Genomic DNA, 25,137 nt, shown 5'->3' with positions numbered 1-25,137 from the left:
GAGCGTCCGCGTGGACCAGCGCGAGGAGCAGGAGTTCGCGGAGTACTTCACGGCAAGGCGTGACGCCGTGCGAAGAACCGCGTACTTGCTCTGCGGTGACTGGCACCGGGCGGACGACCTCACCCAGACGGCGTTCGTCGCGCTGCACCGCCGGTGGCGCAAGATCCGGGACCGCGGGGCCCTGGACGCTTACGTCCGCAGGTCGGTGCTCCGCGCGATGATCGACGAGACCAGGCGGACGTGGCGGCGGGAGCGCCACGTCGACGCGGTCCCCGAGCAGGCCACCACCGACACCGATGTCGGCGAGTCGGTGGCGACCCGCTCGGCGCTGGTGGACGGTCTGGCCAAGGTGCCGCCGAGGCAGCGGGCCGTGCTCGTCCTGAGGTTCCTCGAAGGGCTCGACGTCGCCTCCACCGCGGAGGCGCTGAAGTGTTCGGAGGGGACCGTGAAGAGCCAGACCGCCCGGGGGCTCGCGACGTTGCGCGAGGTGCTGGGCGACTCGGTTGACGACCTTCGGTCGACTTCGTGACGGGGAGGTGGATGTAGGTGGACGAGCGCAAGATCTCCGAGGTGTTCCACGCCGCGGTCGGTGACGTGCCGCCGCCGTCGTTCGAGCACGGTGACGTCCTCGCCCGGTCGGCCAGGTTGACCCGAAAGAGGAACAGCCTGGTCGCCGGTTCGGCGCTAGGCTTCGCTCTGCTGGTCGGTGGGGTCATCGCCGGGGTCGGGATCTGGTCCGGGCCATCCGGTGGGTCGAATAACGATTCGGCCGCAGCCCCGCCCGCCTCGGTGCTGGAACGTAACACGAATCCGGTTCCGAACGAGGTACCCACTGACAACGGCCCGCGCATTGCCGGGGCGGATCCAGGCTCTCCGTCGTCGACGCCCAAGCAGGGGGGCTCGACGAGTGGAGATGTCGGCCCTAGTGCCGACGGCACCCCTGGCGGGTGCGGAACGGTGGACGGGGAGCTCGCTGCTGCCCTCGCGGGCGAGCTCCCGTCCGCCGTTTCCCGCGGCAAGGACCGCTCTTCGCCGCTGAGCTGCCCCACCGGGTCCCGGTCGGCCGCCTTCGAGGTGACCGAGGGCCCGCTGCGCGGCCTCGTGTCGATCATGCTGACCCCCGCCGGTACCGGCCAGATGCTGCAGCCGCCGTGGGGCGACCGCAGCGGGGCGACCGGCTCCGTCAGCGCCACCAAGTCCGGTGCGACGCTCGTGCTCAGCGTCGAGGGTGTCTCGGGTTCCGCAGCGCCGCCGATCACCGAGGACGACCTCAGGTCCATCGCCGGGAAGCTGGCTACCCGGTACTGACCGGGCGGCCGGCGGCACAATCCCCCCATGACCACCGCCAGCACCCCCAAGGGCGAGCGCCGCAGGCACGCACTCGTCGCGGCCGCCGTCGAGCTGCTCATCGAGGGCGGCTTCGACGCGGTCCGCCACCGCGCCGTCGCCGAGCGCGCGGGGTTGCCGCTGGCGTCGACCACCTACTACTTCGAGTCCCTCGACGAGCTCATCGGCGCCGCCATCGAGCAGCACGGTCGCGCTGAACTGGCCAGGGGCCGAGCGGTGCTAGCGGCGATGACCGAGCCACCGCGCGGCGTTGACCATCTCGTCGAGCTGGTGATCGATCAGCTACTCGGCCCGGTTAATGCCAACGACGCCGAGGCCGTTTTGCTGCGGTACGAGCGACTCGTGGCCACTGGCCGTCGGCCCTACCTGCGCCCGTTGATGCTTGAGCTGGGCGCGGAGTTGCGCACGCTCCTTATGGACACCTGCGTGCGCGCGGGCGCGGAACTCGACCACGTCCGGCTGGAGCAGCTGATCGCGTTGGTGGACGGCGCGGTGGTCAACGCGCTCATCGAGGTCAACCCGGATCCGCGCGCGGCGGCGAAGCGAATGCTGCGCGACGCCCTCGCGTAAGCTGGGCAGACGTGACCGCAGCTCAGCAGAAGCCCAGCATCCCCAACGTCCTCGCCGGACGCTACGCCTCGACCGAGCTGGCCGCGCTGTGGTCACCGGAGGCCAAGGTCACCCTCGAGCGCGAGCTGTGGCTCGCCGTGCTGGCCGCCCAGGCCGAGCTGGGCATCGAGGTCCCCGCGGGTGTCGTCGACGACTACCGGCGCGTGCTCGACCAGGTCGACCTGGTGAGTATCGCCGCACGTGAGCGGATCACCCGGCACGACGTGAAGGCCCGCATCGAGGAGTTCAACGCGCTGGCCGGGCACGAGCACGTGCACAAGGGCATGACATCGCGCGACCTCACCGAGAACGTCGAGCAGCTGCAGGTCCGCCGGTCGCTGGAGCTGATCCGGGTCCGGGTCGCCGCGGTGCTGGCCAGGCTCGCCCGGCTCGCCGCCGAGCACGCGGACCTGGTGATCACGGGCCGTTCGCACAACGTCGCCGCGCAGGCCACCACGCTCGGGAAGCGGTTCGCGACCGCCGCCGACGAACTGCTGGTCGCGTTCGTACGCCTTGACGAGCTGATCGCGCGCTACCCGCTGCGTGGCATCAAGGGCCCGGTCGGCACCGCGCAGGACATGTTGGACCTGCTCGGCGGTGACCAGGACAAGCTGGCGCGGTTGGAGCAGACCGTCGCCGGTCACCTGGGCTTCGAGGAGCACTTCGTCAGCGTCGGGCAGGTCTACCCGCGCTCGCTGGACTTCGATGTCGTCACGGCTCTAGTCCAGGTCGCCGCCGCGCCGTCGAGCCTGGCCAAGACCATCCGGCTGATGGCGGGGCACGAGCTGGTCACCGAGGGCTTCAAGCCGGGCCAGGTCGGGTCGTCGGCCATGCCGCACAAGATGAACACGCGCTCCTGCGAGCGGGTCAACGGCCTCGCGGTCATCCTGCGCGGCTACGCGTCGATGACCGGCGAGCTGGCGGGCGACCAGTGGAACGAGGGCGACGTGTCCTGCTCTGTAGTGCGCCGGGTCGCGCTGCCGGACGCCTTCTTCGCCATCGACGGTCTACTTGAGACGTTCCTCACCGTGCTCGACGAGTTCGGCGCCTACCCCGCGGTGATCGCCCGCGAGCTGGACCGCTACCTGCCGTTCCTGGCCACCACCAAGGTGCTGATGGCCTCGGTGCAGGCCGGGGTCGGCCGGGAGACCGCGCACGAGGCGATCAAGGAGCACGCCGTCGCGGTGGCGCTGGCCATGCGCGAGCGCGGCGCGGCCGACAACGACCTGCTCGACCGGCTCGCCGCCGACGACCGCATCCCGCTCGACCGCGCCGCGCTCGACGCACTTCTCGCCGACCGGCTCCCGTTCACCGGGGTCGCGGGCGCGCAGGTGGCCGAGGTCGCCAAGCGGGTCGAGGCCGTGCTGGCCCGGTTCCCGGAGGCGGCGGGCTACGCACCCGGCGCCATCCTGTAGCCGGCATCACCCGATCGCGGTCCCGGTATGTGAGAGATTCGCCCGATTTTGGCGCGCGCCCGGACACGTGCATACCGTCGGTGACGAACGAGGGCGGGGATCAGACCTCCCCGCCCTCGTGAACCTGTTGTGCGACAAGCACATGAACGACGGAAGACGGATGCGAACCTCATTGCTGCGCGTAGTCGCGCTCGCCGTTGCCGGTATCACCGCCACGACCGCGCTGACCGGGTGCGGCTCGTCCTCGGACGCGGGCCAGGGCGGCGCCCAGACGCTGCGGGTCGGCACCCTCGGCGACGCCCCGCCGAACGTCTACCAGGAGAACGGCGTCTACACCGGGTTCGACAACGAGCTGTTCAAGGCCGTCGCCGACAAGGCCGGGTACAAGGTCGAGTTCGTCGGCACCGACTTCTCCGCCCTGCTCGGCCAGGTCGCCAACAAGACCTACGACGCGGGCTCGTCGGCCATCGCGCAGACCGAGGAGCGGCGCAAGACCGTCGACTTCACCGATCCGTACAACTACGAGTACATCTCGATCCTGAGCAAGGACAAGGGCATCACCGACGCCAAGCTGCTCGACGGCAAGCGCGTCGCGGTGATCCAGGCCACCGTGGGCGACAAGTACCTCGGCGCCACCGTGCCCGGCGCGCAGGTCGTCCGCTTCCCCAGCTACGACACCGCGATCGCGGGCCTGCGCAACGGCAACGCCGACGCCTGGGTGGTCGACCTGACCATCGCCGAGAAGTACGCCAAGGAAGATCCGACCCTCGCCGTCACCGCGACCATCGAGGCCAACGACCTGCCGCACGGGTTCGCCGTCCGCAAGGGCAACGACGAACTGCGCGGCAAGCTCAACGACGGCCTGCGCGCGGTGATCGCGGACGGCACCTGGCAGAAGCTGCACGACAAGTTCATCCCGAGCGTGCCGGTGCCGGACAAGTTCAAGCCCAAGTCCTGATGTCCGACCTGCTCGACACGTTCCTCAACTGGGACTACATCGCCGAGGTCCTGCCGGACCTGCTCAAGACCGGCCTGGTCAACACGCTGGTCCTCGCGGGGTTCTCGGCGGTGCTCGGCACGGTCCTGGGGTTGGGGCTCGCGCTGCTCGGCCTGTCGCACCGGCGGTGGCTGCGCTGGCCCGCGCGGGTCTACACCGACATCTTCCGCGGCCTGCCCGCGATCGTGACGATCCTGCTGGTCGGGCAGGGTCTCGCGGTCGTGGCCAGGCCGCTGGTCGGCACCAACCCGTACCCGCTGGGCATCCTGGCGCTGAGCCTGATCGCCTCGGCCTACATCGGCGAGATCTTCCGCGCAGGCATCCAGAGCGTCGACAAAGGACAGTCCGAGGCGGCGCGGGCGCTGGGCATGACGCACACCGCCACGATGGCCCGCGTCGTCGTGCCGCAGGGGATCCGGCGGGTGCTGCCCGCGCTGGTGAACCAGTTCATCTCGCTGGTCAAGGACTCCAGCCTGGTGTACTTCCTCGGGTTGCTGGTCTCGCAGCGGGAGCTGTTCCGCATCGGGCAGGACCTGGCGGCCAACACCGGCAACCAGTCGCCGCTGGTCGCCGCCGGGCTGGTGTACCTGGCGATCACGGTTCCGCTGACGCACCTGGTGAACGCCGTCGACCGCCGCCTGCGCGAGGGTCGACCGGTGCGGGGAGGTGACACCCTTGACGAACTCGAGCCTGCGCGTGGCTGACCTGCACGTGTCGTTCGGCACCCTGGAGGTGCTGCGCGGGGTGGACCTGGCGGTGCCGAGCGGGTCGACGACCTGCGTCATCGGGCCGTCCGGCTCGGGCAAGTCGACGCTGCTGCGCGCGATCAACCAGCTGGAACGCCCCTCGCGCGGTGACGTTCTGCTCGACGAGGTCAGCGTGGTGCGCGCCGACCCGGACGCGCTGCGGCGGCGGATCGGGATGGTGTTCCAGCACTTCAACCTGTTCGCGCACCGCACCGTGCTGGACAACCTGGTGCTGCCGCTGCGGTCCGTGCTCCGGCTGTCCAAAGAGGAGGCACGCGAGCGGGCGCTGGGGCACCTCGGCGACGTCGGGCTGGCGGACAAGGCGCCGTACCGGCCCTCGGCGCTGTCGGGCGGTCAGCGGCAACGGGTCGCGATCGCGCGGGCGCTGGCCATGCGGCCGGAGGTGATGCTGTTCGACGAGGCCACCAGCGCGCTGGACCCGGAACTGGTCAAGGGCGTGCTGGGGCTGATGGCGGAGCTGTCGGCCACCGGGATGACCATGGTGGTGGTGACGCACGAGATGGGCTTCGCGCGGTCGGTCGCCGACCAGGTCGCGTTCATGGACCACGGCCGGGTCGTCGAGGTGGGGCCGCCGGGTCGGGTGTTCGAGTCACCGTCGAGTCCCAGGCTGCGGAGGTTCCTGGACCAGGTGCTCTGATTCGGTAAAGTCGAGGCCGTGGCGAGAGTGTCCGGTTTGGCGTACTACCCGGTGAAGGGCTTCCGAGCGGTCCCGGTGACCAGCGCGGACGTCGTGGAGACCGGCCTGGTCGGCGACCGCCAGTACATGGTCGTCGACGCGGCGGACGGCAGCTTCATCAGCCAGCGCAAGGTCCCGGCCATGGCCGCGGCCCGCGCGGCCGTCGTCGACGGCGGCCTGCTGCTGTCGCTCGACGGCCTGGACGACCACCTGGTCGAGGTGGTGCCGGACGGCCCGGTGCGCGAGGTCAGCATGTTCAACAAGTGGTACGGCCACGGCATCGACCAGGGCGACCTGGCCGCCAAGTGGTGCAGCCAGGCCCTCGACCGCGACGTCCGCCTCGTCCGCTTCCCCCCAACCCAAACCCGCGACGGCTGGGGCCTGCACCCGGGCAAGGTCGCCTTCGGTGACGCCCACGCCATCCTGCTGATCACCGAGGCGTCCCTCGCGGACCTCAACACCCGCATCACCGCCACCGGCGAACCCCCGGTCCCCATGGACCGCTTCCGCCCCAACATCACCCTCACCGACTGGCCAGCCCACGCCGAGGACCGAGCCATCCGCCTGCGCATCGGCCCGGTAGAACTCGGCTTCTCCACCCGAGCCATCCGCTGCGCCGTCCCCACCGTCGACCAGTCCACCGGCGAGAAGAAAGGCCCCGAACCCACCCGCACCCTAGCCACCTACCGCCGAGACCCAGACCGCCCCGGCCTCTCCTTCGGCGCCAAGTACGCCGTCCTCACCCCCGGCCCCCTCCACCTCAACGACGAGGCCATCGTGGTCGAGGGGTAGACTGTCCGCACACCTGGTCCGGGTGGCGGAATGGCAGACGCGCTAGCTTGAGGTGCTAGTGCCCTTAACGGGCGTGGGGGTTCAAGTCCCCCCTCGGACACCAGCACTACTCACCCGTGGAGACGCAGTGATGTCCACGGCTTCCTCCCCAGCGTGGTAGTTGATCTCCACGCCCATCTCGTTGTACAGGCTGGCCAGGGTGAGCGGGTCGCCGCTGTCGACCACGGCTTGTACATCGCCCAGCGAGCTGAACTTCGCGTAGATCTCCTCCGCGGTGACCACGCTGGGATCGAGCCCCTTACCCAACTCCGCTGCTGCCGCCTCTCGCTCGGCCTGTGCCTGGTTCACAGCGTCGACCAAGGCGATGGGGTCGACTCCGGCGCCGATGGCGTCCTGGTAGCGCCGTAGCCGGGCGTCAGCCTCCTTCAACCGTGCCCGCGCGGCCTCCTGGTCGAACGCGCCTGGTCCGCCCTGGGCATCGACCAAGGCTTGCACTGTTCGGTCCACGCGACCGGGGTGCAGCAACTCCGCTAGCCACTCGTTGACGATGTCGCGTAGCGGGTCCTCGCGCAGGTAGATCGTGGGCGGGTGACTCGCCAGCCACGGGGAGCCGGGCGCCAAGGTTCGTGCCGGGCAGCGGTAGTACATGCTGTGCTTGCGCGGGCTGCCCTCCATCTTCCGGGAACACACCCCGCACCGAAGATGACCGCGGAACAGGTACGTGTGTTTGGTCGGCCTCCCCGATCGCTCAGTCCTTCGCGCCGTGCGTAGACCGCCGATAGCCTTCCCGCGCCGCCGCAACTGGGCCTCGGTGAACAACTCCACTGGGATAATGACCGGGTGCGCCTGCTCTCGTGAGCGCACGACCTTGTCCGCCGCCGCTCGCCGGAACCGCACCACATGCCCAGCGCTCACGTCGTCGGGATCGAGCAGCATTTCCCGCCGCGTCCACCGGCCGAAGAACGCGTAACCGGTGTAGCGGGGGTTGTCGAGAATTGCCTTGATCGTGCCGCCCTGCCATCCATCGGCGATCCGGTGCCTGTTCTGCTCCGGCCGCGCCGCAGAGGGACAGGGGATCGCGTCGCGGTTGAGTGCGTTGGCGATGGCCCGGTCGCCCATGCCGTTGAGGTAGTCGGCGAAGATCCGGCGCACCACTTCGGCGGCCTGCTCGTCCAGTTCCAGCACGCGCAGGTGAAAGCCTTCCGCCGCCTTCCGCGGGTTGGGGTGCAGGCCAGCGTCAACGACCTTGTACCCATACGGTGCGCGTCCACCTTGGTAGCGGCCTTCGTTGACGACCTGTGCGTCCATCGCCGCGCGAACCCGGGCTTGGACGTGTTGGCGCTCGGACTCGCTCATGCCGCCGAGCACGCTCATCAGCATCTTGTGAGAGGGGTTGCGTGGGTCGTACTTGCCGCCAAGCTCCGGCACCCACAGGTCCACGTCGTAGGCGGCGAACCGGGGTGCGATCAGGGAGAACTGGTTGCCGAACCAACACCGGGTCCCCTCACCCACGACCACGCCGGTCCAGGTGCGTCGCGGGTCCTTGAGCCCGGCGAGCAGCGCCGAGGCTTCCTCTCGGCGCTCCCACGGCACTGATCGGGACTGGCCGATGTCGAAGAATGTCGCGACCCGCCGACCTCCGAGAGGGCCGACGAACTTCTCAGCGTTGCCGCGCTGCCAGCCGAGTGAGGTCTCCGGGTCCTGGTTGTCCTCGGTGGAGCAACGGCCGTAGAACGCCACCGGGCCGACCTCGTCGCCCATCGGGTCGGTGGCGACCTCCACACCGAACAACTCATCGAACCGCGACCACGGACTACCGCTCATGACTGGTTCCCCCTCTCCGGGTCTCCCATGGTGGTGTAGCCCATGAGAAGCGCAAGGAGAATCCGGTAGCCCCGCCTGGTCAGTACCGGAGGTTCACTCGGACGACGCACCACCAGCCCGTGCCGGTACACAGTTAGCGTTCGGGCCTCTACCCGCCTACCGCCCAGGTCAGCGCCACTATCGACGCCCCTACCGGCCTCTACCCGGGTAGACCTCATCGGCCACCCCGGTAGAGGTCCCACGCGTCCCCGAGGACCGCGCGACGGTACCCGTTGCGGTTACGATTACCGATCTTCACTTGACCCGGCCGCACCCCCAACGGCACCAACACCGCCGCCAGATCCTCTGCCGTCCACGCCGCGTACCGACCATCGACGGTGGCCAGCCGGGACAGCACCGTGTCAGTCCACAAGCGATCATCCGATCCGAACACCGCCAGCACATCCACCACGGCCACCCGGTCCACCGAGTCCTCAACAGGTCGAGCGCCAGCCAAGCTGTCCGCGTCGATGCGCGGCAACCCTTGCGCGGCTCTCCGGGGGCCGTTCAACCGCGCCCGACCAGCAGGCACCGGCCGGATCTTGTTCAAGATCGGATCCCGCGACCCGGCCGCGTGCACGAAACACACGCCAGCGTCCTCCGGCGCCTCCCCGGTCGCGGGGTTGAGCCGATCCGGCCGCCAACCCTCGCCGATCATGTTCGCCCCGAGCACCAGCCGCACATCCGCATGACGGCACGCGTGCATGATCTTCAACGCCGCGATCTCCGCCACCGCGGCCCCGAGTGCGTCGGACGTGGCTTCACTTGCCGCCAACACCAGCGTCACCCGCGACTTCCGCCCAATCCGGATCAGGTCAACGGCCAGCGCCTTCGCCTGATCCGACAGGCGCGGATACTCGTCGCAGAACACCACCACAGCAGGTCGCTCCGGCGACGCGTCCCATGCGTCACCCATCCCCAACCGGGTCAGCAGCTTCGGCCGCGTCTGCGCCATCGCCACCGCGTCCGCTAGCGCCGCCTCGATCCCGGCCTGCTCCCGCTCAACCCGCTCGACGCCACCACCGAGCACCTCCAGCCCGTTCCCCGCCGGGTCCAGGTCCCACACCACCGCGTCCGCACACGCCGATACCGCGTCAGCCAGGGTTCGCATCGTCTGCGACTTGCCTGCACCCGGCCCACCGATCACCACCGCGTGCACCCCATACAGCGACAGCCGCAGGTCATCCCCGCTCATCCGCGCCCCGACCACATGCGCGTCCTTGATCGACAACGACCCCGCCGCGCGATCCGGCGCCACCGCCAACCCCGCGAACGGATCCCGCTCCGCCAACCGCAACACCACCCGCGCCCGACGCCCACGATCCGGCGCCGCCAACACCCCACCCGACGGCAGATCCAGCGTCGTCTCCAACTCCGCCACCTTCGCCACCAGACCAGCCGGAGTCCCGCGCTTGAGCACCACCGCCGCCTCCCACCCCCACGGCGTACGCCGAGCGCCCTCCACCCCGCGCAGCTCGATCCCCTCCGCCGCCACCGCCCGCGCCACACAGTCCGCCGCCTGCCCCCGCGTGTGAGCATCAGCGATCGGAAACGGCTCATTCGGCACCAGGACGCTCCCGGCGACCACGTCAGCCCGTGGCCGCGCAGGTCGACGCGCCCGACCCACCGCAGCGCACACAACCGCCAGCGTCGACCACGCCGCCCACGACACCCAGGCGCCATACCGGTCCCCGAGTACGGCCAGGCCACCCACCAGGCCGACCAACACTCCTCCGACCAGACACAACCTGCGGTAGGCGGCCCGCCGCCACGCTTCCCGCGCAGTCTTCGCCCGGTGAGCGCGCCCGGCCTCCACCTCCAACTCCCGCACCAACGGCCCATACTCCCGATAGGCCAGCAGGTAGCGCCCCAAGCACCGAGCGAGCCACCACCCGCCGACCACCGCCAGGCCCACGAACCTCGCCACCCCGGGAACCCCGCGCACGACAAACCACCGGCCAGCGCGGAACGCCCCACGCCACACCGTCCGCACCAACAGGCCCGGCGCAACGTGCACAAGCCAGCCCCGAGCATCCCTGAACCAGTCGCCGCTCATCGGCCACCGCCACGGCGCTCCCGCCACACCGGATACAGCGCACGCACGTCATCCGCTGACAGCGCACCCCACACCCCAAACACCTGGCCACCGGACGCCCGCAACTCAAGCTCCAGGCACTCACGCCGAACCGGGCACCCAGCACAGACCCGAGCCGCCAACTCACGATCACCCAGGTCATCCCCCGACCACACCGGCTCCCGCCCGACCTCCATGCAGGCCCCATCACGGGTCACCACCGCCCACAACACGTCATCAGGCACCGACTCATACCGATCCAACCCAGCCGCGATGCGCTCGAAGTCCGTCATCACGCATCACCCGACTCATCCGCAAGATGCGCCAGCACATGAGCCGGAACAGCCACCCCACGCCCACACCGAACAACCCGCAATGTCCCCACCCGAATAGCCCGACTCACCCGCGCCCGATCAACACCGAGAACCCACGCAACCGCCGCAACCGACAACAGGCATGGAGCATGCCGAGAAGATTTGCTGCTCATTGGTTCGAGTCCTTTGCTCGTGACCCGCTGTCTGCGAGCCGCCGAGTCCAGTAGGACCGAAAGCTAGAACGAAACCCATGCCCGTTCGGGATGCGACAATTCCCGTCGAGAATATCCGCAGGTCGCCATATGACAGCACTGATCGAACATTCCAAGAAAGAATACTTCGCCAGCAATATTCCCAGGCTGAATGTCGATCTATCTCGCCCGGTAGCCTGATACCCGTGATCGACCATGCGAGCGAAAGCGCCGAGGTGTTCTCCCCGCAGGTCACCCGCGCGGTTCTAGACGCTGCCTGCACTGATGCAGGCTTCGACTCGACGGACGCCACGCTCGTGCGAATCGGCGAGAACGCCCTATATAGACTGGCGAATGAGCCTATTATCGTCCGGATCGCTCGCACTATGGACTACTGGCACCAGTCCGCCAACGAGGTCCACGTAGCCGAGTGGCTCGCCGACGTCGACTACCCTGCCGCTGCCGTAGTCGCCGATCTGGTACAGCCCATTGAAGTCGGTGGACACCCCGTCACCTTCTGGAGGCTCATCCCAGGCAATGACGCAGGCCCGCAGGACATCACCAAACTGGCGCAACTCCTCCGCCGACTCCACTCGCTACCCGCACCGGCACACTTCACGCTGCCCGGGTACGACTTCGCGGAGCGAGTCACCAGGCGCCTAGAAACAGCTCCGGCTGCCGACAGGGACAAGTCCTACCTCCTCGCCAAGTTCAAGGAACTCAGCGACCAGGTCGACGAACTAACCTTTCCGCTGGACAAGTCGCCCGTCCACGGCGATGCGCACATCAAGAACGTCATGGTCGTCAACGGCAACCCGGTGCTCATCGACTTCGAGAACATGGGGTTCGGTCAATCCGAGTGGGACTTGGCGATGACCGCCACCGAGTACGTCACAGCCCAGTGGTGGTCGCCCAAGCAATACGCTGCTTTCGTTGACGCGTACGGCTTCGACGTTACCGACTGGTCTGGCTTCGATGTGCTCCGGCAGGTACACGAGATCAAGATGACCACCTGGCTGATGCAGAACATCAACCAGTCCCACGAGATCGCCGAGGAGTTCGCGGCCAGGATGCGCACCATCCGGTCACAGCAGCCTGGGGCTCGGTGGCGGCCGTTCTAGTCCAGCTGGTCAGCCGAGCAAGTGGTGTCGATCGCGCCAGGCCAGTCGGAGCAAGGTCAGGGAGCTGGCTGAGAATCGCGATTCCAACCGGCTGATCGCCTCGGCAGTGAAGGGCATGTCCGCTCGGCCTCCCTCGCCGACGATATGGCCTTCGTCGTTAGTCGCCACCAGTCCGGTGAACAACCGGTCGAACACCTCGCCGTCCACGACGGCAACCGTCCGTTGACTCGCGCCCAGGGTGAGGGGGTCCATCACCAGGCCGTAGTGCCAGAGTCGGAAGCGGCCGTCGGTGCGAGCTTGCTCGAAGGATCGGAAGGGTTCGTCCCCGGCGTAGTCGATGGATCTCGCTCCGGAACCATCGTGTTCGGGGTTGCCAAGGAACTCTTCGGAGTACTCGCGCATGATGTTGCGCCACAACGAAAAGTCGTTGTCCACATCGACCGCAGCGAACGATGATGGCTGGAACTCTCCTGACGGCATGACGGTGCACATGCCACCACCGTCAGCGACAGCGCTGCCGTCGCGCTGGTGCACCACGAAGCGATGCTCCCCGTGTGTGTCCTTGCGGATGGTCAAGGTGCTGATACCTGGTGACATCAGCATTCTGGCGGGATCGAAGGGGTCGCCGAGCGCTGACCTGAGCGGCAGAGCGTCCCATGTGGGCACTGACCCGCCTGCTGCCAGCCACGCGGCCTTGAACTCGTGAGCGAGGTATTCCTTGGCGTCGAACACCTCGAAGAACGTTGTGGTCCCGAAGGTCAGCCCGTATCCGCCCGCGGTGGACACGTCGAGAAGGCGGTAGCTAAGTCGGTTCTCCAGCAGCCGGGGCCGAACCAGGTCGCGCACCGCGCGACTGTAGCTCCCGTAGCGATCACCTCGGTCACTCAGCGGCAGAACGTGATCCACCGGTCCAAGGTGAGGTGTGGGCTGGTCGGCGTCGGAGAAGGCTAGTTTCACCGAGTCCAACTCCACGGGTTCTTCCAGCAACCAACCGGGTCCAGTCAGCACATGACCGCCGAGTGCGCGTTGGCCAGACGGATAGAGCCATGCCGCTGTCTCAGCCAGCTCGCGACCACGGGAGCTCCCGACACGGCGGACTCGAAGCCACTCTGCTTGGCTGCGGCGGATGTGCTCGGCGATCTCGGGTCCGAACGCCTCGCTTGTCTCGGCCAGGTCCACGGACCCGGCTTCCCGGGATGAGAACGGTACTTGGTGTGCTGTGATCCGCCGTGGTCGTTCGATCCGGCTTTGTGTGGAGAGGTCGAACCACAGCAGGTGTTGGGGCAGGTGCAGCGTTCTGGCGTAGTATCGGAGCGTTTCAAGGTTCTGTTCCGGCTTGCCCTTTTCCAGCTTGCTGATTTGTGCTTGAGTGAGACCTAGCCACCGGCCCAGCAGTTCCTGGTTCAGCGCTTTCCCGAAGAGCCAGAGATGGCGCATGTGGTAGCGGTAGGCCCTGAAGACCTTGCCGATGTGCTGGCTCTCGAAGGCGGCCCGGAACTCGTCGGTGTCGAAGAAGTCTTCGCCCAGGTCGACGGGCGGCTTGTCCAGCTGGTCGTAGTGCTCCCGGTGGCACTTGATGCACAGGCGCCCGGTGTTGGCCGCGGCCAGTGCCGCGCCGCATCCCGGACACCGCCGCTCACCCGCCGCTGCGTGATCGGGTGCGCCCATCCTCGTTCCCCTGTCCCGGGTGTGGAGCCGCTGCCAGTCCGTTGACCAGGGTACATGCGGAAACGTACACCCCACCAACGGGTGAACGAGTCGCCGCACAGTAGCCGCGCTGCGGCCGTATTCCCGCTCAGAATGTGGCATTCCCGCAGCGATATAGGTGGTCCCACCAGGCCGGGCGACTGTTGTGGCAGTCCCACCACCTCCGAGACAGGTACCCGCCCCACGATGGCCGACCCCCTACGCCCCGTCGTCACCGCGTCGCTGACCACTGGCGTCGTTCACGTCACCAGTGGACTACCGGCGTCCACCAGCCTGATCGACCACATCCTGACCCTGGAACACACCGACTGGGAAACCGTCCTCGCGATCGGCGACATCGAGTTCCATCAGACGAAAGACGGTCCTTACCCCGATCACCAAATGCGCCTGAGCGTCCGGCCATCCCTGGGATTCGCGGCCTTGAACTACACCGACCACACCGACCCGGAACTTGTTCTCGCCATCTCACACAACCCGAGACAGCCACCACCGGATGTCGACCTGATCTTCAACGGCGCCACCGGAGCCATCTTTCCCCACTCCGCTGTCATCCCGATCCCCGACGCCCGGGCTGCTCTCCATCAGTGGCTATGCACGCGCGAGCGGCCCACCTGCATTCAGTGGCGCCCTTTCAAGACCTACTGACCCTTGCCAGGCGCGCGCTCCATCACCCACTCGACTCAACCCCACGAGCGGACTATGTCTACCCCAACACTGACCGTCCCGTACATCACCAGGTGGAGCACCGAAGCCACTGCCCTCGGCCAGCTCACCCGCCGCCCGTCCGGCCGTGGCATCGCCTACCGGGACGAGGCCTTGGGCGACCGCGACAAGCACGGTGTCCTCTGGGCACGAGCGAACTCCGCCCCGACCGTTGGCCGCCCCAGCTTCGGCAAGATCCACCCAGCCCGCCAACGCCGCGCGATGCGTCGCCTGCTGTGCCAGGTCTGCGCCAACCCCGCCGACCAGACCCCCGACGGTGTCCTGTGGCTGTTGTTGGACCACCGCGACGACTGGCCCGATTGGCCTCACGGCATGGGGGTCACCGAACCGCCCATCTGCCGCCCCTGTATCGACGTGGCCACCCAACACTGCCCAGCCCTACGCCGCGGCCACATCGTCATCCGATCCCGCCAACACGACATCTCCGGAATCCAGGGCCTCCAGTTCCACCCCGGCCGCACCGGCATCACCCCCGGCGAGCAAGTCCTACTCGACTACACCGACCCCGCCGTCGTGTGGACCCTGGCCCACAACCTCGTCCGCTTGCTCGGCGACTGCACCATCGTGGACTGACCATGCCCCCGCGCGGACGACCCACCGGCCCCACCCCACAAGCCGAAGCACTCATCGTCCGCCACGGCCCCGTCTTCGACCACTTCGCCCACCGCTGGTGCCTCAAAGCCGAACTCCCCGATGGCACGCAAGCGACCACGATCTTCGATCTCGACCCCGGTCTGTCCACCGCGCACCTCCACCCCGCCGCCATCCCCACCTACAGCGTCGTACTCACCCGAACCGACACCGTGCGCCTGACCGCCGTCTGCCACACCCAGGGACGAACGGCCACCTTCACCAGCACCGGAACAAGACTCACCGTCACCCACGCGCCCGACGGCATCACCATGACCAGCGCCACCCGCAACCACCAACTCACTCTCACCTACCACCACCACACCGCCACGGCCCTAGCAGTGATCACCGGCGAGCTAGCCGACCGAATGCCCATCACCCACCACAAAGCGGTCTCATGACGGCCAGAAACTGGAACGCGGTCGCCCGCACCATCAGCGCCCGGACACGCGAACTCCGACTGTCCCAACTGGCGCTCGCCGAACGGTCACAGGTCGCCCCCGCCACCATCCGCGAGCTCCAGTACAACACCGTCCAACGCAGGCGAAACAGCCGAACCCTGGAAGCGCTCTCCGTCGCCCTCGAACTTCACCCTGGCCACCTCGCCGCAGTCCTCACCGGACGAACGCCACCCAGCCGCGAAACCTCTCCACTACCCCGGCTGGACCCACTCGCCCGCCTGCTTGTTGTGGAACAACACGTCTTGGCGTTGCGCCAACGCCTCGATGAGATCCACACGGCACTCAACCCAGACCAGCCGAAGCGGTAACCGCCGAACCCAGGATGTCCGCCCATGCCCACCAGCCACCGCGGCCCCAGTTCTGCCACATCCCTACGAACCTGGATCCTCGGTCGTGAACTCCGCCGCATCATGACCGACGCAGGCCACACCAACAACGACCTCGCCCGCCACCTGGGCTGGCACCCCGCCACCCTGTCCCGCTACGTCAACGGCCAACGCCACATCCCGCCAGCAGACCTCGTGCACCTGCTCATCGCCTGCGGCCACACCCACCGCACCGACCGCGACCAACTCCTAGCACTCGCCGCCGACCACCACACCCCGCGTCACTGGCACGACCACCACGACACCGGCCTCTACGCCAACACCCTCACCGACCTCGAACACGACTCCACCGCCATCACCTACTACACCCCGACGTCCCTACCCGACATCGTCCACACCCCCGACTACCACCACGCCCTACTCACCGCGTCACCCCTGGTCCCCGCCGACACCATCCCCGCACACCTCGCCACCCACCACGCACGCCGCCGACTACTCACCAGGACAACGCCGCCCGCCATCACCGTCATCCTCAGCAACCTGGCCCTCTTCACCGCCGCGAACCGCGAGAAGGTCTTCCCCGACCAACTCCACCACCTCCACACCCTCGCCTCGGCCCCCACCATCTCCATCCGGGTGCTCGACCTCCCCGCCCTCGCCAGCCCCCACCTCACAACACCCTTCCAACTGCTCACCACCACAAGCCGCGCCAAGGTCCTCCACCTACCGACACACACCGCGAACCTCTACACCGAAGAACCCCACACCGTCCGCATCTACGAATCGCTCCTCACCGACCTCGCTCGCCAGAGCCGCCCGCTCGGCGCACTCGCCGACTACCGAACCCAGCGCATCCCCGCCTGACACCCACCCGCAGAAAGCACACCCCCGCAGTGAGCCGCACCGCCATCACCGCAGCCCTCACCAGGATGACCAGCGCACTCGACCAGCACCTGATCACCTACTCACTGCCCACCCCGCACCTCATCACTCTGTCCGTGGGTGGACGCCCCAGCGACTACGCGCGGGTGATGATCCACTCCGAGAGCCTGCCCATCATCGCCGCAACCCTCCTGCACTGGGCCAACACCCTCACCAACCCACAACCCAGACTTCTCGGCGAAACAGACGACTACACAGCCAAGATCCAGGTCCACGGCCGACTCCCCGACCGCACCGAGGTCCAGGTGTGCGCCCACCCCGAACACCACTTGGACAAGTTCCGAGACCAGGCTCTTAGCCCTGACCAGACCTTGCTCTGGCTCCACGAGCAGGCATCAACCGCCCTGACAGCCAGGCATGCGGCCACTGAATGACCGCATGTGGCCTGTCAGTCGGCCACCAGAAGGTCATGGATTCCCCGGAACGACGCGGTCAGCGAGTCCAGCGCCCTGGCCCCCTTGTCCGCGGTTGCCTTAGACGGGTACCCGATGATCCCCGTCTTCGAGTACCCCGCCATCCCCGTCAGATGGAAGTACGGCCGCTCCGGCGCCTCGTAGTCGGCCTCCCTGTAGCTGGGCCGCACCAGCTCCGGATACGCATGCAAGAGGATCGAGGTCTCCCACTCCCCACCATGCATGTCCTCACTCGCCGTCGACTCCATCCCCGCTGCCTCCCGCGCCACCTCCACATCGCGCCGCCCAGGGAACAACGCCATCGACGGCCCGATCAGATTCGCCTCTTGCGCGATATTCGACAACACATAGTTACCGCCATGTCCATTCACCAACACCAGACGCGTGTTCGTATGCACCTCAGCCAACGACGCCCGCACATCCCGAATAATCGCGATCACCGTCGACGCACTGAGACTCACCGTCCCCGGATACCCCTCATGCTCATGCGAACACGACATCGTCACCGGCGGCAACCGAAACAACCCATACCTCTCCGCCAACCGTTGCGCAATCACCTCAGCAACAACCGTATCCGTCACCAACGGCAAATGCCCCCCATGCTGCTCAAAACTCCCCACCGCCATCACCGCAACCTCGGAATTCCACCGACCCGCATCCCGAGAAGTCCAATCAGTAAGCACACCAACACCCCGCAATCGCTACCACCAAGACGCAGCGACCCTAGCTACACCCCCAACCCCACGCACAGCACTACACCCCCACTTCCCCCGACTGCGCCCTACACACATCCCCAGTTGCGCCGAACTCAACGGCACCACTGCGCCGCAGCTCCGACAATGCCCTCGCTTCCACCCTAGAATCCCGCCAATGCATCCCACACCAAACGACCCCACCCAACGTTGGACCAGCGGCAACGCCGCCGACGACACCACCAACACCCGCGGCTGGCTAGTCGGCCACTTCATCGACCCATCCGAAGGCGTCCGCTCCTCCAAGGACGTCGAGGTCAAATGGGGCACCCACCCAGCAGGCGACAAGCGCCCCGAATGGACCTCCGACGACCAACGCACGACCCTGGTCGTCCTGGTCAGCGGCCACTTCCGCGTAGACCTCACCGGCGGCCACCACGCCATGACCCGCCCCGGCGACTACGTCATGTGGGGCGCCGGAGTCGACCACTCCTGGGAAGCCCTCGCCGACTCCATCGTCATGACCGTCCGCTGGCCCTCGGCCGCTTAGCCACTCCACCGACAGCAATCCGGCGCAAGACCGGCGGAAACCCTAATCAGTGCTGGCATCAGCACCTAGTCTGGCATTAAAGACCAAACTAAGTGTGAGCCCACCCTGAACACCACCTCGACCAGTTCCGTGGTCAGACCCCCAACCTCGAACAAGCCATGATCTGGCTAGACGACCAGACCAAAGCCGCCCTGGCAGCCGGGGATTCGGCCACTGAATGAGCGGCACCCAGCCGTTTCAGTAGGCTACCATGAAGATAGTCGAGTCGATAGAAAGACGCGCTTAATGGATCTAAAGCCTTGGCCCCGTTATCGGCCTGGCTGGCTAGTCAACCACTTCAGCACCCACCCGCAAACGAAAGACATCGAGTTCAAATGGGCCACCCATCCCGCGCGGCCAAAACATCTCATCTGGACCACCGACGATCCAGCGCGCCACCATCCTCATCCTAATCGATGACCGCTTCCGCATAGACCCCATTGAAACATCTATACTTTCACTCGCCCCGACAACTGCGTCATGGATGGCGGTCGACACCTCTGACGCAATGACCGTCGCTGACTCTCGGCCGTATCAAAGTCTCTACCGGAGCGTGCTCGCTACTAGCCGCTTGACTCAACTAATAGGTCGGTTACCACTATCCGAGCCTTGAACTAGAACGGTTCGTCCCATCGGCATTGGCCGCTCCAGACTCGGATTGATTGGCAACAATCGAGCGATTGGCCATCCTTCGCTTAGGAAAGTCGACCCACATATCCTGATAAGGAGAATCAAAGCCGGGACGGAAACGTAGGACTTCGTTGGGCTCGGCAAATGTCGCCGAATGCATCAGGTACTGCGGCTCGTCCAGACGTGGTAGAAGTAGGGAGTCGTAAGCCGACGGTCGACTGAAAGACACCCTCTGACCGGTGGGGGACTTGAGTATTACAGTCCTCCTGCCCCATTCGTCAGATTTGGTCTGCTCGTGTATGAACGGCAGTCTGACAAACCCCAGCGAGTCGAGTAGGCCGACCGCTTGATTCATAGCCTCAAGGCTGTCCACTAACTTTGTCATGTCCACACTAGATCTGCGAAAGTGGCTCAGATCATTGCGACTGCTGGCTACATTGTTCGACTCCATGGTATGACGAACTTTTTGAAGACCATCGATTATTGTCTTTTGCGCGCGGCCATCCAAATCAAGAAACGGATGGACGTGCCCAAACGGAAATTCCTGTATGCTCGTCCTGCGAACATAGTCTGGTATACTATCCTTCGGGCGAAGATACTTCTCGGATCCTTCGCGAAGCCCATCCAGATGTTCAGACAGTATTCCTAGGCCGCGTATCAGTGGGTTCAGCGTCAGAGGCGCGCTGAAGTCCACGCCATTAGTGCCGGCGTTCGCTGAGCTTGCGTTGAGAACAGCGCAAGAGGTTTCAAATTCGAGATTACCCCGGAACTCAAATGGCCGATCACTCGCATAATGATCATTGATAAGCGCCCACGTCACATAAGCCAGCACATCTACAAGGAGACCCTCCAGCTTCTCGTAGAGCACCACAGAGGCGCGACGGATCGGCTCCTCGTCTACACTGGAGCTAAGCTGAGCTGCCTTTGCTAGCCCCAGCATCTCTTTAAGATGTTCAAAGAACTTGCCGTGAGGTACTTCGAGTTCAGTTGTGCTGAATCCGAGCTTCCATAGAGCCATTGCTACAAGTTCGTCATCACCGAGTTGGTCGATGTCTGGCAGACCAAGTGTAGTACAAGCGTATTCCGCATTCTCTCGCCGAGCTAGAATCAGGTTCCTCAATACAGCTTCAGGGCTAACCGATCGCAGATACTCGGCTAGCTTGGCTGCTGGAGTTACTGCATCGAGGCCGCGAAGTTGCCAGTCGAGGTTGTGCATATCGTCGACCTTGTCGACCTTGTATAGCGCTTTTACAAGTCGATGCATTCGAAGTACGGCCAACCGAGAACTTGGCGCACGAACAGTGACCCCCTGATGGCCGAGCACAGCTTCCAACTGCCATGCTCCTATCCACTCGCGTCCGTTCACCCGGGCCCTCCGTTGCTCCCCTGGAGGAACCACTATCTCCCGCGTTCGAACAAGCTCATCTAGATTCCGCAAAATTTCATCGTCTGAACAGTAAAGCGTCAGCTGAAGGAGTTCCGCCCGCGAAAGCTCCGCCACCATCGAGCTTGCCTTACCTCGAAGTCCCACACTAGCCGCTACTTCTCTCAACCCTTCACCGGTCAAATCCAGCAATCGTGCTAGGAGTATTCGCAGCTCTGGTTCGTCCAGACCGTCTCCTAGAAGGTTCGTAAGTGGTTGCAAAGTGGAGTCATCGTGGACTGATACCTTCTCGTAGATTAGTTCACTAATGAATCTGTTCCACTCGGATGGTTCGATTCCATCGCCCTCGAGAAGTCGTGTCAATTTCGGTCTGTGCGCATTCACAGGTGCGTCGTAAGCCGTGGAAAGACGAACATAATGGATCGTGTTGCATGTGAGATCCGCACAGTGTTGCAAAGGAACCTCGGTTGAGGGCGGGAGGTCTCTATGCACTTTAGACCGAATGATCCCATATGGGCCTGTAACTAGATCGCCAGCCTGCCAAACCCCATAGGGCGTTTCGTCCAGAAGGCGCATAGTATCTGCAACACTAAGGTATCGACGTTCATCTGGAAACAGTTCTGCTGCCTTATCGTACAATGCGCGACCAAACACGAACGGATGGCGAATCGAACCCGACTTCACCTGCTTTCCGATCTCTCGCACTAGTGCTACATAGTTAGTAGCCTCGACATCGACGAATAGATCTCGGTATGCAAAGACCAGGAAGCACATGAGCTTGGCCTCCTTTGCCGGAACTTCATGCTTTGTGATGAGCGTTTTCTTGATAGCATCACCCTCCCTCGTGAGGTAGATTGCATTGTTGAGATCATCGGAGATTCGGTAGTCCCTTCCGATGATGGACTCGCGCATCAATGCTGTCAGGTTGATCAATCTGATCAATGATATCCGCCATTGCGGATCACTATGTATCTTGGCGAGTTCGCTGGCGGATTTCTGATTTTCCTTCGACATGGATCCTCCACGGAGAGCAGTCATGAGCGACTGTCGCATCGACTACGCGCCTTGTTACAGTCGCCAGCTCGTTGGACTTCGCTGGCCACGGCGTATCAACCTGACCTGTAGCTTTGCGCCATTACGTGAGCCACCCTTGCGTTCGTTCCATCGATCAGTCATGCTTCGCCCCTCCGTCGGCCAGCTGTGGAGCAGTGGCTACTCACGACCGCAACGATGGGGGTAGGCGGTCATCGAGACGGTTTGGGACGACAAGACCGGCCTAGCAACCTGCGGGTGAGTAGTGCGTCTCTCGCTCCTCGGACACGCTTACTACCCCTACCGGACCGGATGCTGACGTCGAGCATCCGGTCTTCTGCGTTGTAGAGAAGCTCCAGGTCAAGGGCGGTGTAGAGCTCTTGCAGGTTGGCGGGGCTGGCGTCGTTGAGCTGGCGAGCGATGGTGTTGATCAGGACGGCGACCTCCGCGGCGCTGGTTGTCCGGTCGCTTGGGAGTTGAGTTTGACGCGAGCGGTGTCTCGTTCTGCTTGTGTGCGGTTGAGTGTGTCGATCAGGGTGGCGGGGGTTCGCTCGCGCTTCGATCGTTGCCTGGAGCCTGTGCACGTGGGTCTCAGCGCTGTGATGCGGCGTCGGAGGGTGCTGATCGTGGCGCCGGATTGCGCGCCTACCGGGGGGTGTGACGTTGGGTCTCGGTTCCTGGGGACAAGTAGTCCATTGATCCGGTTCTTGACGTGGGCAAATACCGCACTTTCGGGAGATAGGTGTTCTCGATTGGGCAATGCAGTGGGGCATGCGGCATAGATGCGGTTCTTGACGGTGATCCTCGTGTGACGTTCGCAATGGTTACAGCAGGGCTAACTGCGCAGGTCGCGGCTCGTCGAACTCGGCGGGTGGGGCGCTGACGGCCTCGTCTGCCTGGCCGTGGCTGTCTGCTTGGCTAGTGGGCGACCTCCGAGGCGGCATGACGTGTGCCAGGTGATCGACCAGACAGCCGAGCTTAAGGCGGTCGCCGATGCGGGTCTTGCCGCGATGGAGTTCGACGATGCCCAGACGTGGTTGGGATCTCGCCCGAGGCTAACGTCACCGCTGGTGATTGCGACGAGGTGAGAAGCCCCGTCCTGCGTATCCGAAGTTGACCAACCAGCGACTCACCGGTTGGGTCGACATGACGACGGCACGGGCGGGGTGCACGGAGGGGGACCGGGTGACTAGCGGGGAACAGGAGCCACACAGCCAGCTGGCAGGTGTCGACGCGGCCGCGATCGACACGGCTAGGGGCAAGGTGGGCGTGGCTGCCAGGACCTTGCTGGACAACGTGCGCAAGTTCGCCGAGCGGGCCACGGCCCTGGTGTCAGCGCCGGATGCACTGCGGGAAAGTGCGCGGCAGCAGATCGACATCCTGGCTGACCAGCAGGCCCAGGCCGTTGTGGCCACCCGTCCGATCACAGACTTGCGGGGCCTCGCGGGCAAGAATGCTCGGCTCGGTGCTCTTGCAGATGCCGGCTACCGCACAGTCGGGCACGTGGTCAGGGTGAGTCCGAACCGCTTGCAGGCTGTACCGGGCATCGGTCTGCAATCGGCTCAGCAGGTGTCGGCCGCGGCACACCGGCTCGCGCGCGAGATCCGGCTGGAGACCCGAGTTCGGTTCGACCCTGACCAGCGCCACCCCGGAGCGACGCAACTCCTCGCCACACTCGCCGCCGCCCGGCACGCTGACAGCATCCGAGGTGCCCTGCAAGAGCCGTTGCAGCAGTTCACCACGCAAGCTGCGCGCTTGGTGCAGGAAGCGGAGCCGACGGCCAGTCGTGCGGGCATGCTCTTCCGATTCGGCAAGCGAAAGCGGACCGCACTCGCCGCATTGGCCCGGCTGGACGCGTTGCTGGCGGCTCCCCGGACAGCAGGGCTGCTCCACACGGTGGGCCAGCAAGAGCGGGCGGTTGACCCCGCGTCCTACGCGCCTGATCAACTGTGGCTGGAGTACTCCCAGGACGCAGCCGGCTTCAACGCGCTGCTCTCCACACTCGGTGGGCAGGGTGACGGTGATGACGGCGAGGCCGCGCAGGGTTTCCTCCCGGAGGAGTTGCGCCAAGAGATCACCGCCGTTCCCCTGGACACGAGTCTGCTGAAGACGACCTTGCGCGGGTACCAGGTGTTCGGAGCGCAGTACGCGATCCACCAGAAGCACTCGATCCTCGGTGACGAGATGGGTCTCGGCAAGACCGTGCAGGCCCTGGCCACGATGACGCACATGGCGGCGATGGGGCAGGCGCGCTTCCTCGTGGTCTGCCCCGCGAGTGTGCAGATCAACTGGCTCAACGAGATCCGCAAGCACAGCACGCTCACCGGGCACAGCCTGCACGGCGCGGACCGTGCGGTCGCCACGCACCACTGGCTGCGGACCGGCGGTGTCGCGGTCACCACCTTCACCACCCTCGGCCGCCTCCACGGCATCGCCGACGCTGGGATCGCGCTGCTAGTGGTGGACGAGGCCCACTACGTCAAGAACCCCGAGTCCCAGCGTTCCCAGCACGTTGCCGCGATCGTCGCCAGGGCACAGCGGGCGCTGTTCCTCACCGGCACACCGATGGAGAACCGAGTCGAGGAGTTCCGCAACCTCGTCCACTACTTGCAGCCCAGGGTCGCGCGCGATCTGGACGTCGCCGACGCCGTGACCGGGGCCAAGCGGTTCCGGCGCGCGGTTGCACCGGTTTACCTGCGGCGCAACCAGGAAGACGTGCTCACCGAGCTGCCCGACAAGATCGAGGTCGAGGACTGGGTGCACTTCTCGGAGTCCGATATCGCCGCCTACACCGCGGCGGTGCGGGCAAAGAACCTCATGCAGATGCGCCAAGCGGCGTTTCGCCCTGCTGGTTCCGCCAAGCTCGAACGGCTCGCCGAGATCGTGGACGAGGCGCGTGAAGATGGGCGCAAGGTCGTGGTCTTCTCGTACTTCCTCGGCGTGCTCCAGATCATCCACAGCAGGCTTGGCCAGTCCGTGGTCGGCGAGCTGACCGGGTCTGTGCAGCCAGTGGCTCGACAGCAGCTCGTTGACACCTTCTCCAAGCGCGAAGGTCATGCTGTGCTGCTCAGCCAGATCGAGGCTGGTGGGGTTGGGCTCAACGTGCAGGCGGCGTCCGTGGTCATCATCGCCGAGCCCCAGTGGAAGCCCAGTACCGAGGAGCAGGCCATCGCCCGCGCCTACCGGATGGGGCAGATCCGCAAGGTTCAGGTGCACCGGCTGTTGGCCAAGGGCAGCGTCGACGAGCGCCTGCGCGAGGTCCAAGAGCGCAAGAGCCTCTTGTTCGCCGAGTTCGCCCGCAAGAGCGATGCCAAGGATGCCGACCTGCGGTCGGTCGACACCAGCGAACACCGCCCGGACTTCCTTGACGACGAGGCCATCCCACTCCAGCAACGCATCATCCGAGCCGAGCAGCTCCGCCTCGGCATTGAATCCTGAACCG

23 protein-coding genes and 1 tRNA gene are annotated in these 25,137 nt (G+C 65.7%); 18 read left to right on the top strand and 6 right to left on the bottom strand.

Annotated features, from left to right (window positions below):
• Positions 1–10 precede the first annotated feature (10 nt).
• From BMY07_RS22090 to BMY07_RS22050, 9 genes are all read left to right on the top strand, one after another.
• Positions 11–529, top strand: a complete 519-nt coding sequence (locus tag BMY07_RS22090) for a SigE family RNA polymerase sigma factor (RefSeq protein ID WP_092781856.1) — start codon at positions 11–13, stop codon at positions 527–529.
• A gap of 17 nt (positions 530–546) precedes the next feature.
• Positions 547–1,308 (top strand): hypothetical protein, encoded by a 762-nt coding sequence (locus tag BMY07_RS22085; protein WP_092781853.1) that lies wholly within the window; start codon positions 547–549, stop codon positions 1,306–1,308.
• Between the two features lie 27 nt (positions 1,309–1,335).
• Positions 1,336–1,917, top strand: coding sequence for a TetR/AcrR family transcriptional regulator (locus tag BMY07_RS22080; protein ID WP_092781850.1), 582 nt, complete (start codon positions 1,336–1,338; stop codon positions 1,915–1,917).
• An 11-nt stretch (positions 1,918–1,928) separates the two neighbouring features.
• Complete coding sequence (gene purB / locus BMY07_RS22075) at positions 1,929–3,371, top strand: adenylosuccinate lyase (RefSeq protein ID WP_092781847.1); 1,443 nt, start codon at positions 1,929–1,931, stop codon at positions 3,369–3,371.
• 160 nt (positions 3,372–3,531) lie between these two features.
• On the top strand, positions 3,532–4,329 hold the full coding sequence (locus tag BMY07_RS22070; protein ID WP_092782271.1) for an ABC transporter substrate-binding protein: 798 nt from the start codon (positions 3,532–3,534) through the stop codon (positions 4,327–4,329).
• Positions 4,329–5,072: an amino acid ABC transporter permease gene (locus BMY07_RS22065; protein ID WP_092781844.1), complete on the top strand. Its 744-nt coding sequence runs from the start codon at positions 4,329–4,331 to the stop codon at positions 5,070–5,072. The genes BMY07_RS22070 and BMY07_RS22065 overlap by 1 nt, the downstream gene beginning before the upstream one ends.
• The gene (locus BMY07_RS22060; RefSeq protein WP_177215705.1) at positions 5,044–5,772 is read left to right on the top strand and encodes an amino acid ABC transporter ATP-binding protein; all 729 of its coding nucleotides are present in this window, start codon (positions 5,044–5,046) and stop codon (positions 5,770–5,772) included. Before BMY07_RS22065 ends, BMY07_RS22060 begins: the two co-directional genes overlap by 29 nt.
• 18 nt (positions 5,773–5,790) lie before the next feature.
• Entirely contained in the window at positions 5,791–6,603 is an 813-nt protein-coding gene (locus BMY07_RS22055; protein ID WP_092781838.1) for an MOSC domain-containing protein, read from the top strand.
• Positions 6,604–6,619: 16 nt separating this feature from the next.
• A tRNA-Leu gene (locus BMY07_RS22050) sits at positions 6,620–6,706 on the top strand.
• On the opposite strand, the gene BMY07_RS22045 is transcribed toward BMY07_RS22050, so the two are convergent.
• From BMY07_RS22045 to BMY07_RS22035, 3 genes are all read right to left on the bottom strand, one after another.
• Positions 6,685–8,427 (bottom strand): recombinase family protein, encoded by a 1,743-nt coding sequence (locus BMY07_RS22045; RefSeq protein WP_092781835.1) that lies wholly within the window; start codon positions 8,425–8,427, stop codon positions 6,685–6,687. The two genes, BMY07_RS22050 and BMY07_RS22045, sit on opposite strands and share 22 nt — an antisense overlap.
• A gap of 214 nt (positions 8,428–8,641) precedes the next feature.
• Entirely contained in the window at positions 8,642–9,730 is a 1,089-nt protein-coding gene (locus BMY07_RS33820; RefSeq protein WP_143073592.1) for a hypothetical protein, read from the bottom strand.
• A 788-nt stretch (positions 9,731–10,518) separates the two neighbouring features.
• Complete coding sequence (locus BMY07_RS22035; RefSeq protein ID WP_342741551.1) at positions 10,519–10,737, bottom strand: WhiB family transcriptional regulator; 219 nt, start codon at positions 10,735–10,737, stop codon at positions 10,519–10,521.
• Between the two features lie 514 nt (positions 10,738–11,251).
• On the opposite strand from BMY07_RS22035, the gene BMY07_RS22030 reads away from it, so the two are divergent.
• On the top strand, positions 11,252–12,166 hold the full coding sequence (locus BMY07_RS22030) for a phosphotransferase family protein (RefSeq protein WP_177215704.1): 915 nt from the start codon (positions 11,252–11,254) through the stop codon (positions 12,164–12,166).
• 9 nt (positions 12,167–12,175) lie between these two features.
• On the opposite strand, the gene BMY07_RS22025 is transcribed toward BMY07_RS22030, so the two are convergent.
• Positions 12,176–13,834, bottom strand: a complete 1,659-nt coding sequence (locus tag BMY07_RS22025) for a helix-turn-helix domain-containing protein (RefSeq protein WP_245782562.1) — start codon at positions 13,832–13,834, stop codon at positions 12,176–12,178.
• A gap of 225 nt (positions 13,835–14,059) precedes the next feature.
• Between BMY07_RS22025 and BMY07_RS22020 the strand changes: the two genes are divergently transcribed.
• The 6 genes from BMY07_RS22020 to BMY07_RS21995 are packed head-to-tail and all read left to right on the top strand — an operon-like array spanning position 14,060 to position 17,329.
• Positions 14,060–14,518 carry an Imm1 family immunity protein gene (locus BMY07_RS22020; RefSeq protein WP_177215703.1) on the top strand — a complete coding sequence of 153 codons (459 nt, stop codon included), beginning with the start codon at positions 14,060–14,062 and terminating at the stop codon, positions 14,516–14,518.
• Between the two features lie 54 nt (positions 14,519–14,572).
• Positions 14,573–15,169, top strand: a complete 597-nt coding sequence (locus BMY07_RS22015; protein WP_092781819.1) for a hypothetical protein — start codon at positions 14,573–14,575, stop codon at positions 15,167–15,169.
• Positions 15,170–15,171: 2 nt separating this feature from the next.
• Positions 15,172–15,627, top strand: coding sequence for a hypothetical protein (locus tag BMY07_RS22010; protein WP_092781816.1), 456 nt, complete (start codon positions 15,172–15,174; stop codon positions 15,625–15,627).
• Complete coding sequence (locus tag BMY07_RS22005) at positions 15,624–15,995, top strand: hypothetical protein (protein WP_092781813.1); 372 nt, start codon at positions 15,624–15,626, stop codon at positions 15,993–15,995. The genes BMY07_RS22010 and BMY07_RS22005 overlap by 4 nt, the downstream gene beginning before the upstream one ends.
• A gap of 24 nt (positions 15,996–16,019) precedes the next feature.
• Positions 16,020–16,877: a helix-turn-helix domain-containing protein gene (locus tag BMY07_RS22000; protein WP_092781810.1), complete on the top strand. Its 858-nt coding sequence runs from the start codon at positions 16,020–16,022 to the stop codon at positions 16,875–16,877.
• A 29-nt stretch (positions 16,878–16,906) separates the two neighbouring features.
• Positions 16,907–17,329, top strand: coding sequence for a hypothetical protein (locus BMY07_RS21995; RefSeq protein WP_092781807.1), 423 nt, complete (start codon positions 16,907–16,909; stop codon positions 17,327–17,329).
• Positions 17,330–17,343: 14 nt separating this feature from the next.
• Here BMY07_RS21995 and BMY07_RS21990 read toward each other — a convergent pair whose 3' ends face one another.
• Complete coding sequence (locus tag BMY07_RS21990) at positions 17,344–18,051, bottom strand: creatininase family protein (RefSeq protein WP_218150723.1); 708 nt, start codon at positions 18,049–18,051, stop codon at positions 17,344–17,346.
• Positions 18,052–18,238: 187 nt separating this feature from the next.
• Between BMY07_RS21990 and BMY07_RS21985 the strand changes: the two genes are divergently transcribed.
• On the top strand, positions 18,239–18,610 hold the full coding sequence (locus tag BMY07_RS21985) for a signal peptidase I (protein ID WP_092781801.1): 372 nt from the start codon (positions 18,239–18,241) through the stop codon (positions 18,608–18,610).
• 637 nt (positions 18,611–19,247) lie between these two features.
• Here BMY07_RS21985 and BMY07_RS33805 read toward each other — a convergent pair.
• Positions 19,248–21,677, bottom strand: coding sequence for a hypothetical protein (locus tag BMY07_RS33805; protein WP_143073590.1), 2,430 nt, complete (start codon positions 21,675–21,677; stop codon positions 19,248–19,250).
• 1,287 nt (positions 21,678–22,964) lie between these two features.
• On the opposite strand from BMY07_RS33805, the gene BMY07_RS21980 reads away from it, so the two are divergent.
• Entirely contained in the window at positions 22,965–25,133 is a 2,169-nt protein-coding gene (locus BMY07_RS21980) for a DEAD/DEAH box helicase (protein ID WP_245782561.1), read from the top strand.
• Positions 25,134–25,137: the final 4 nt, after the last annotated feature.

The organism is Actinokineospora terrae (genome assembly GCF_900111175.1).
Lineage (GTDB): Bacteria > Actinomycetota > Actinomycetes > Mycobacteriales > Pseudonocardiaceae > Actinokineospora > Actinokineospora terrae.
The sequence above is the reverse complement of the archived record's forward strand: the minus strand, read 5'-3'. Positions and strand labels throughout refer to the sequence as shown.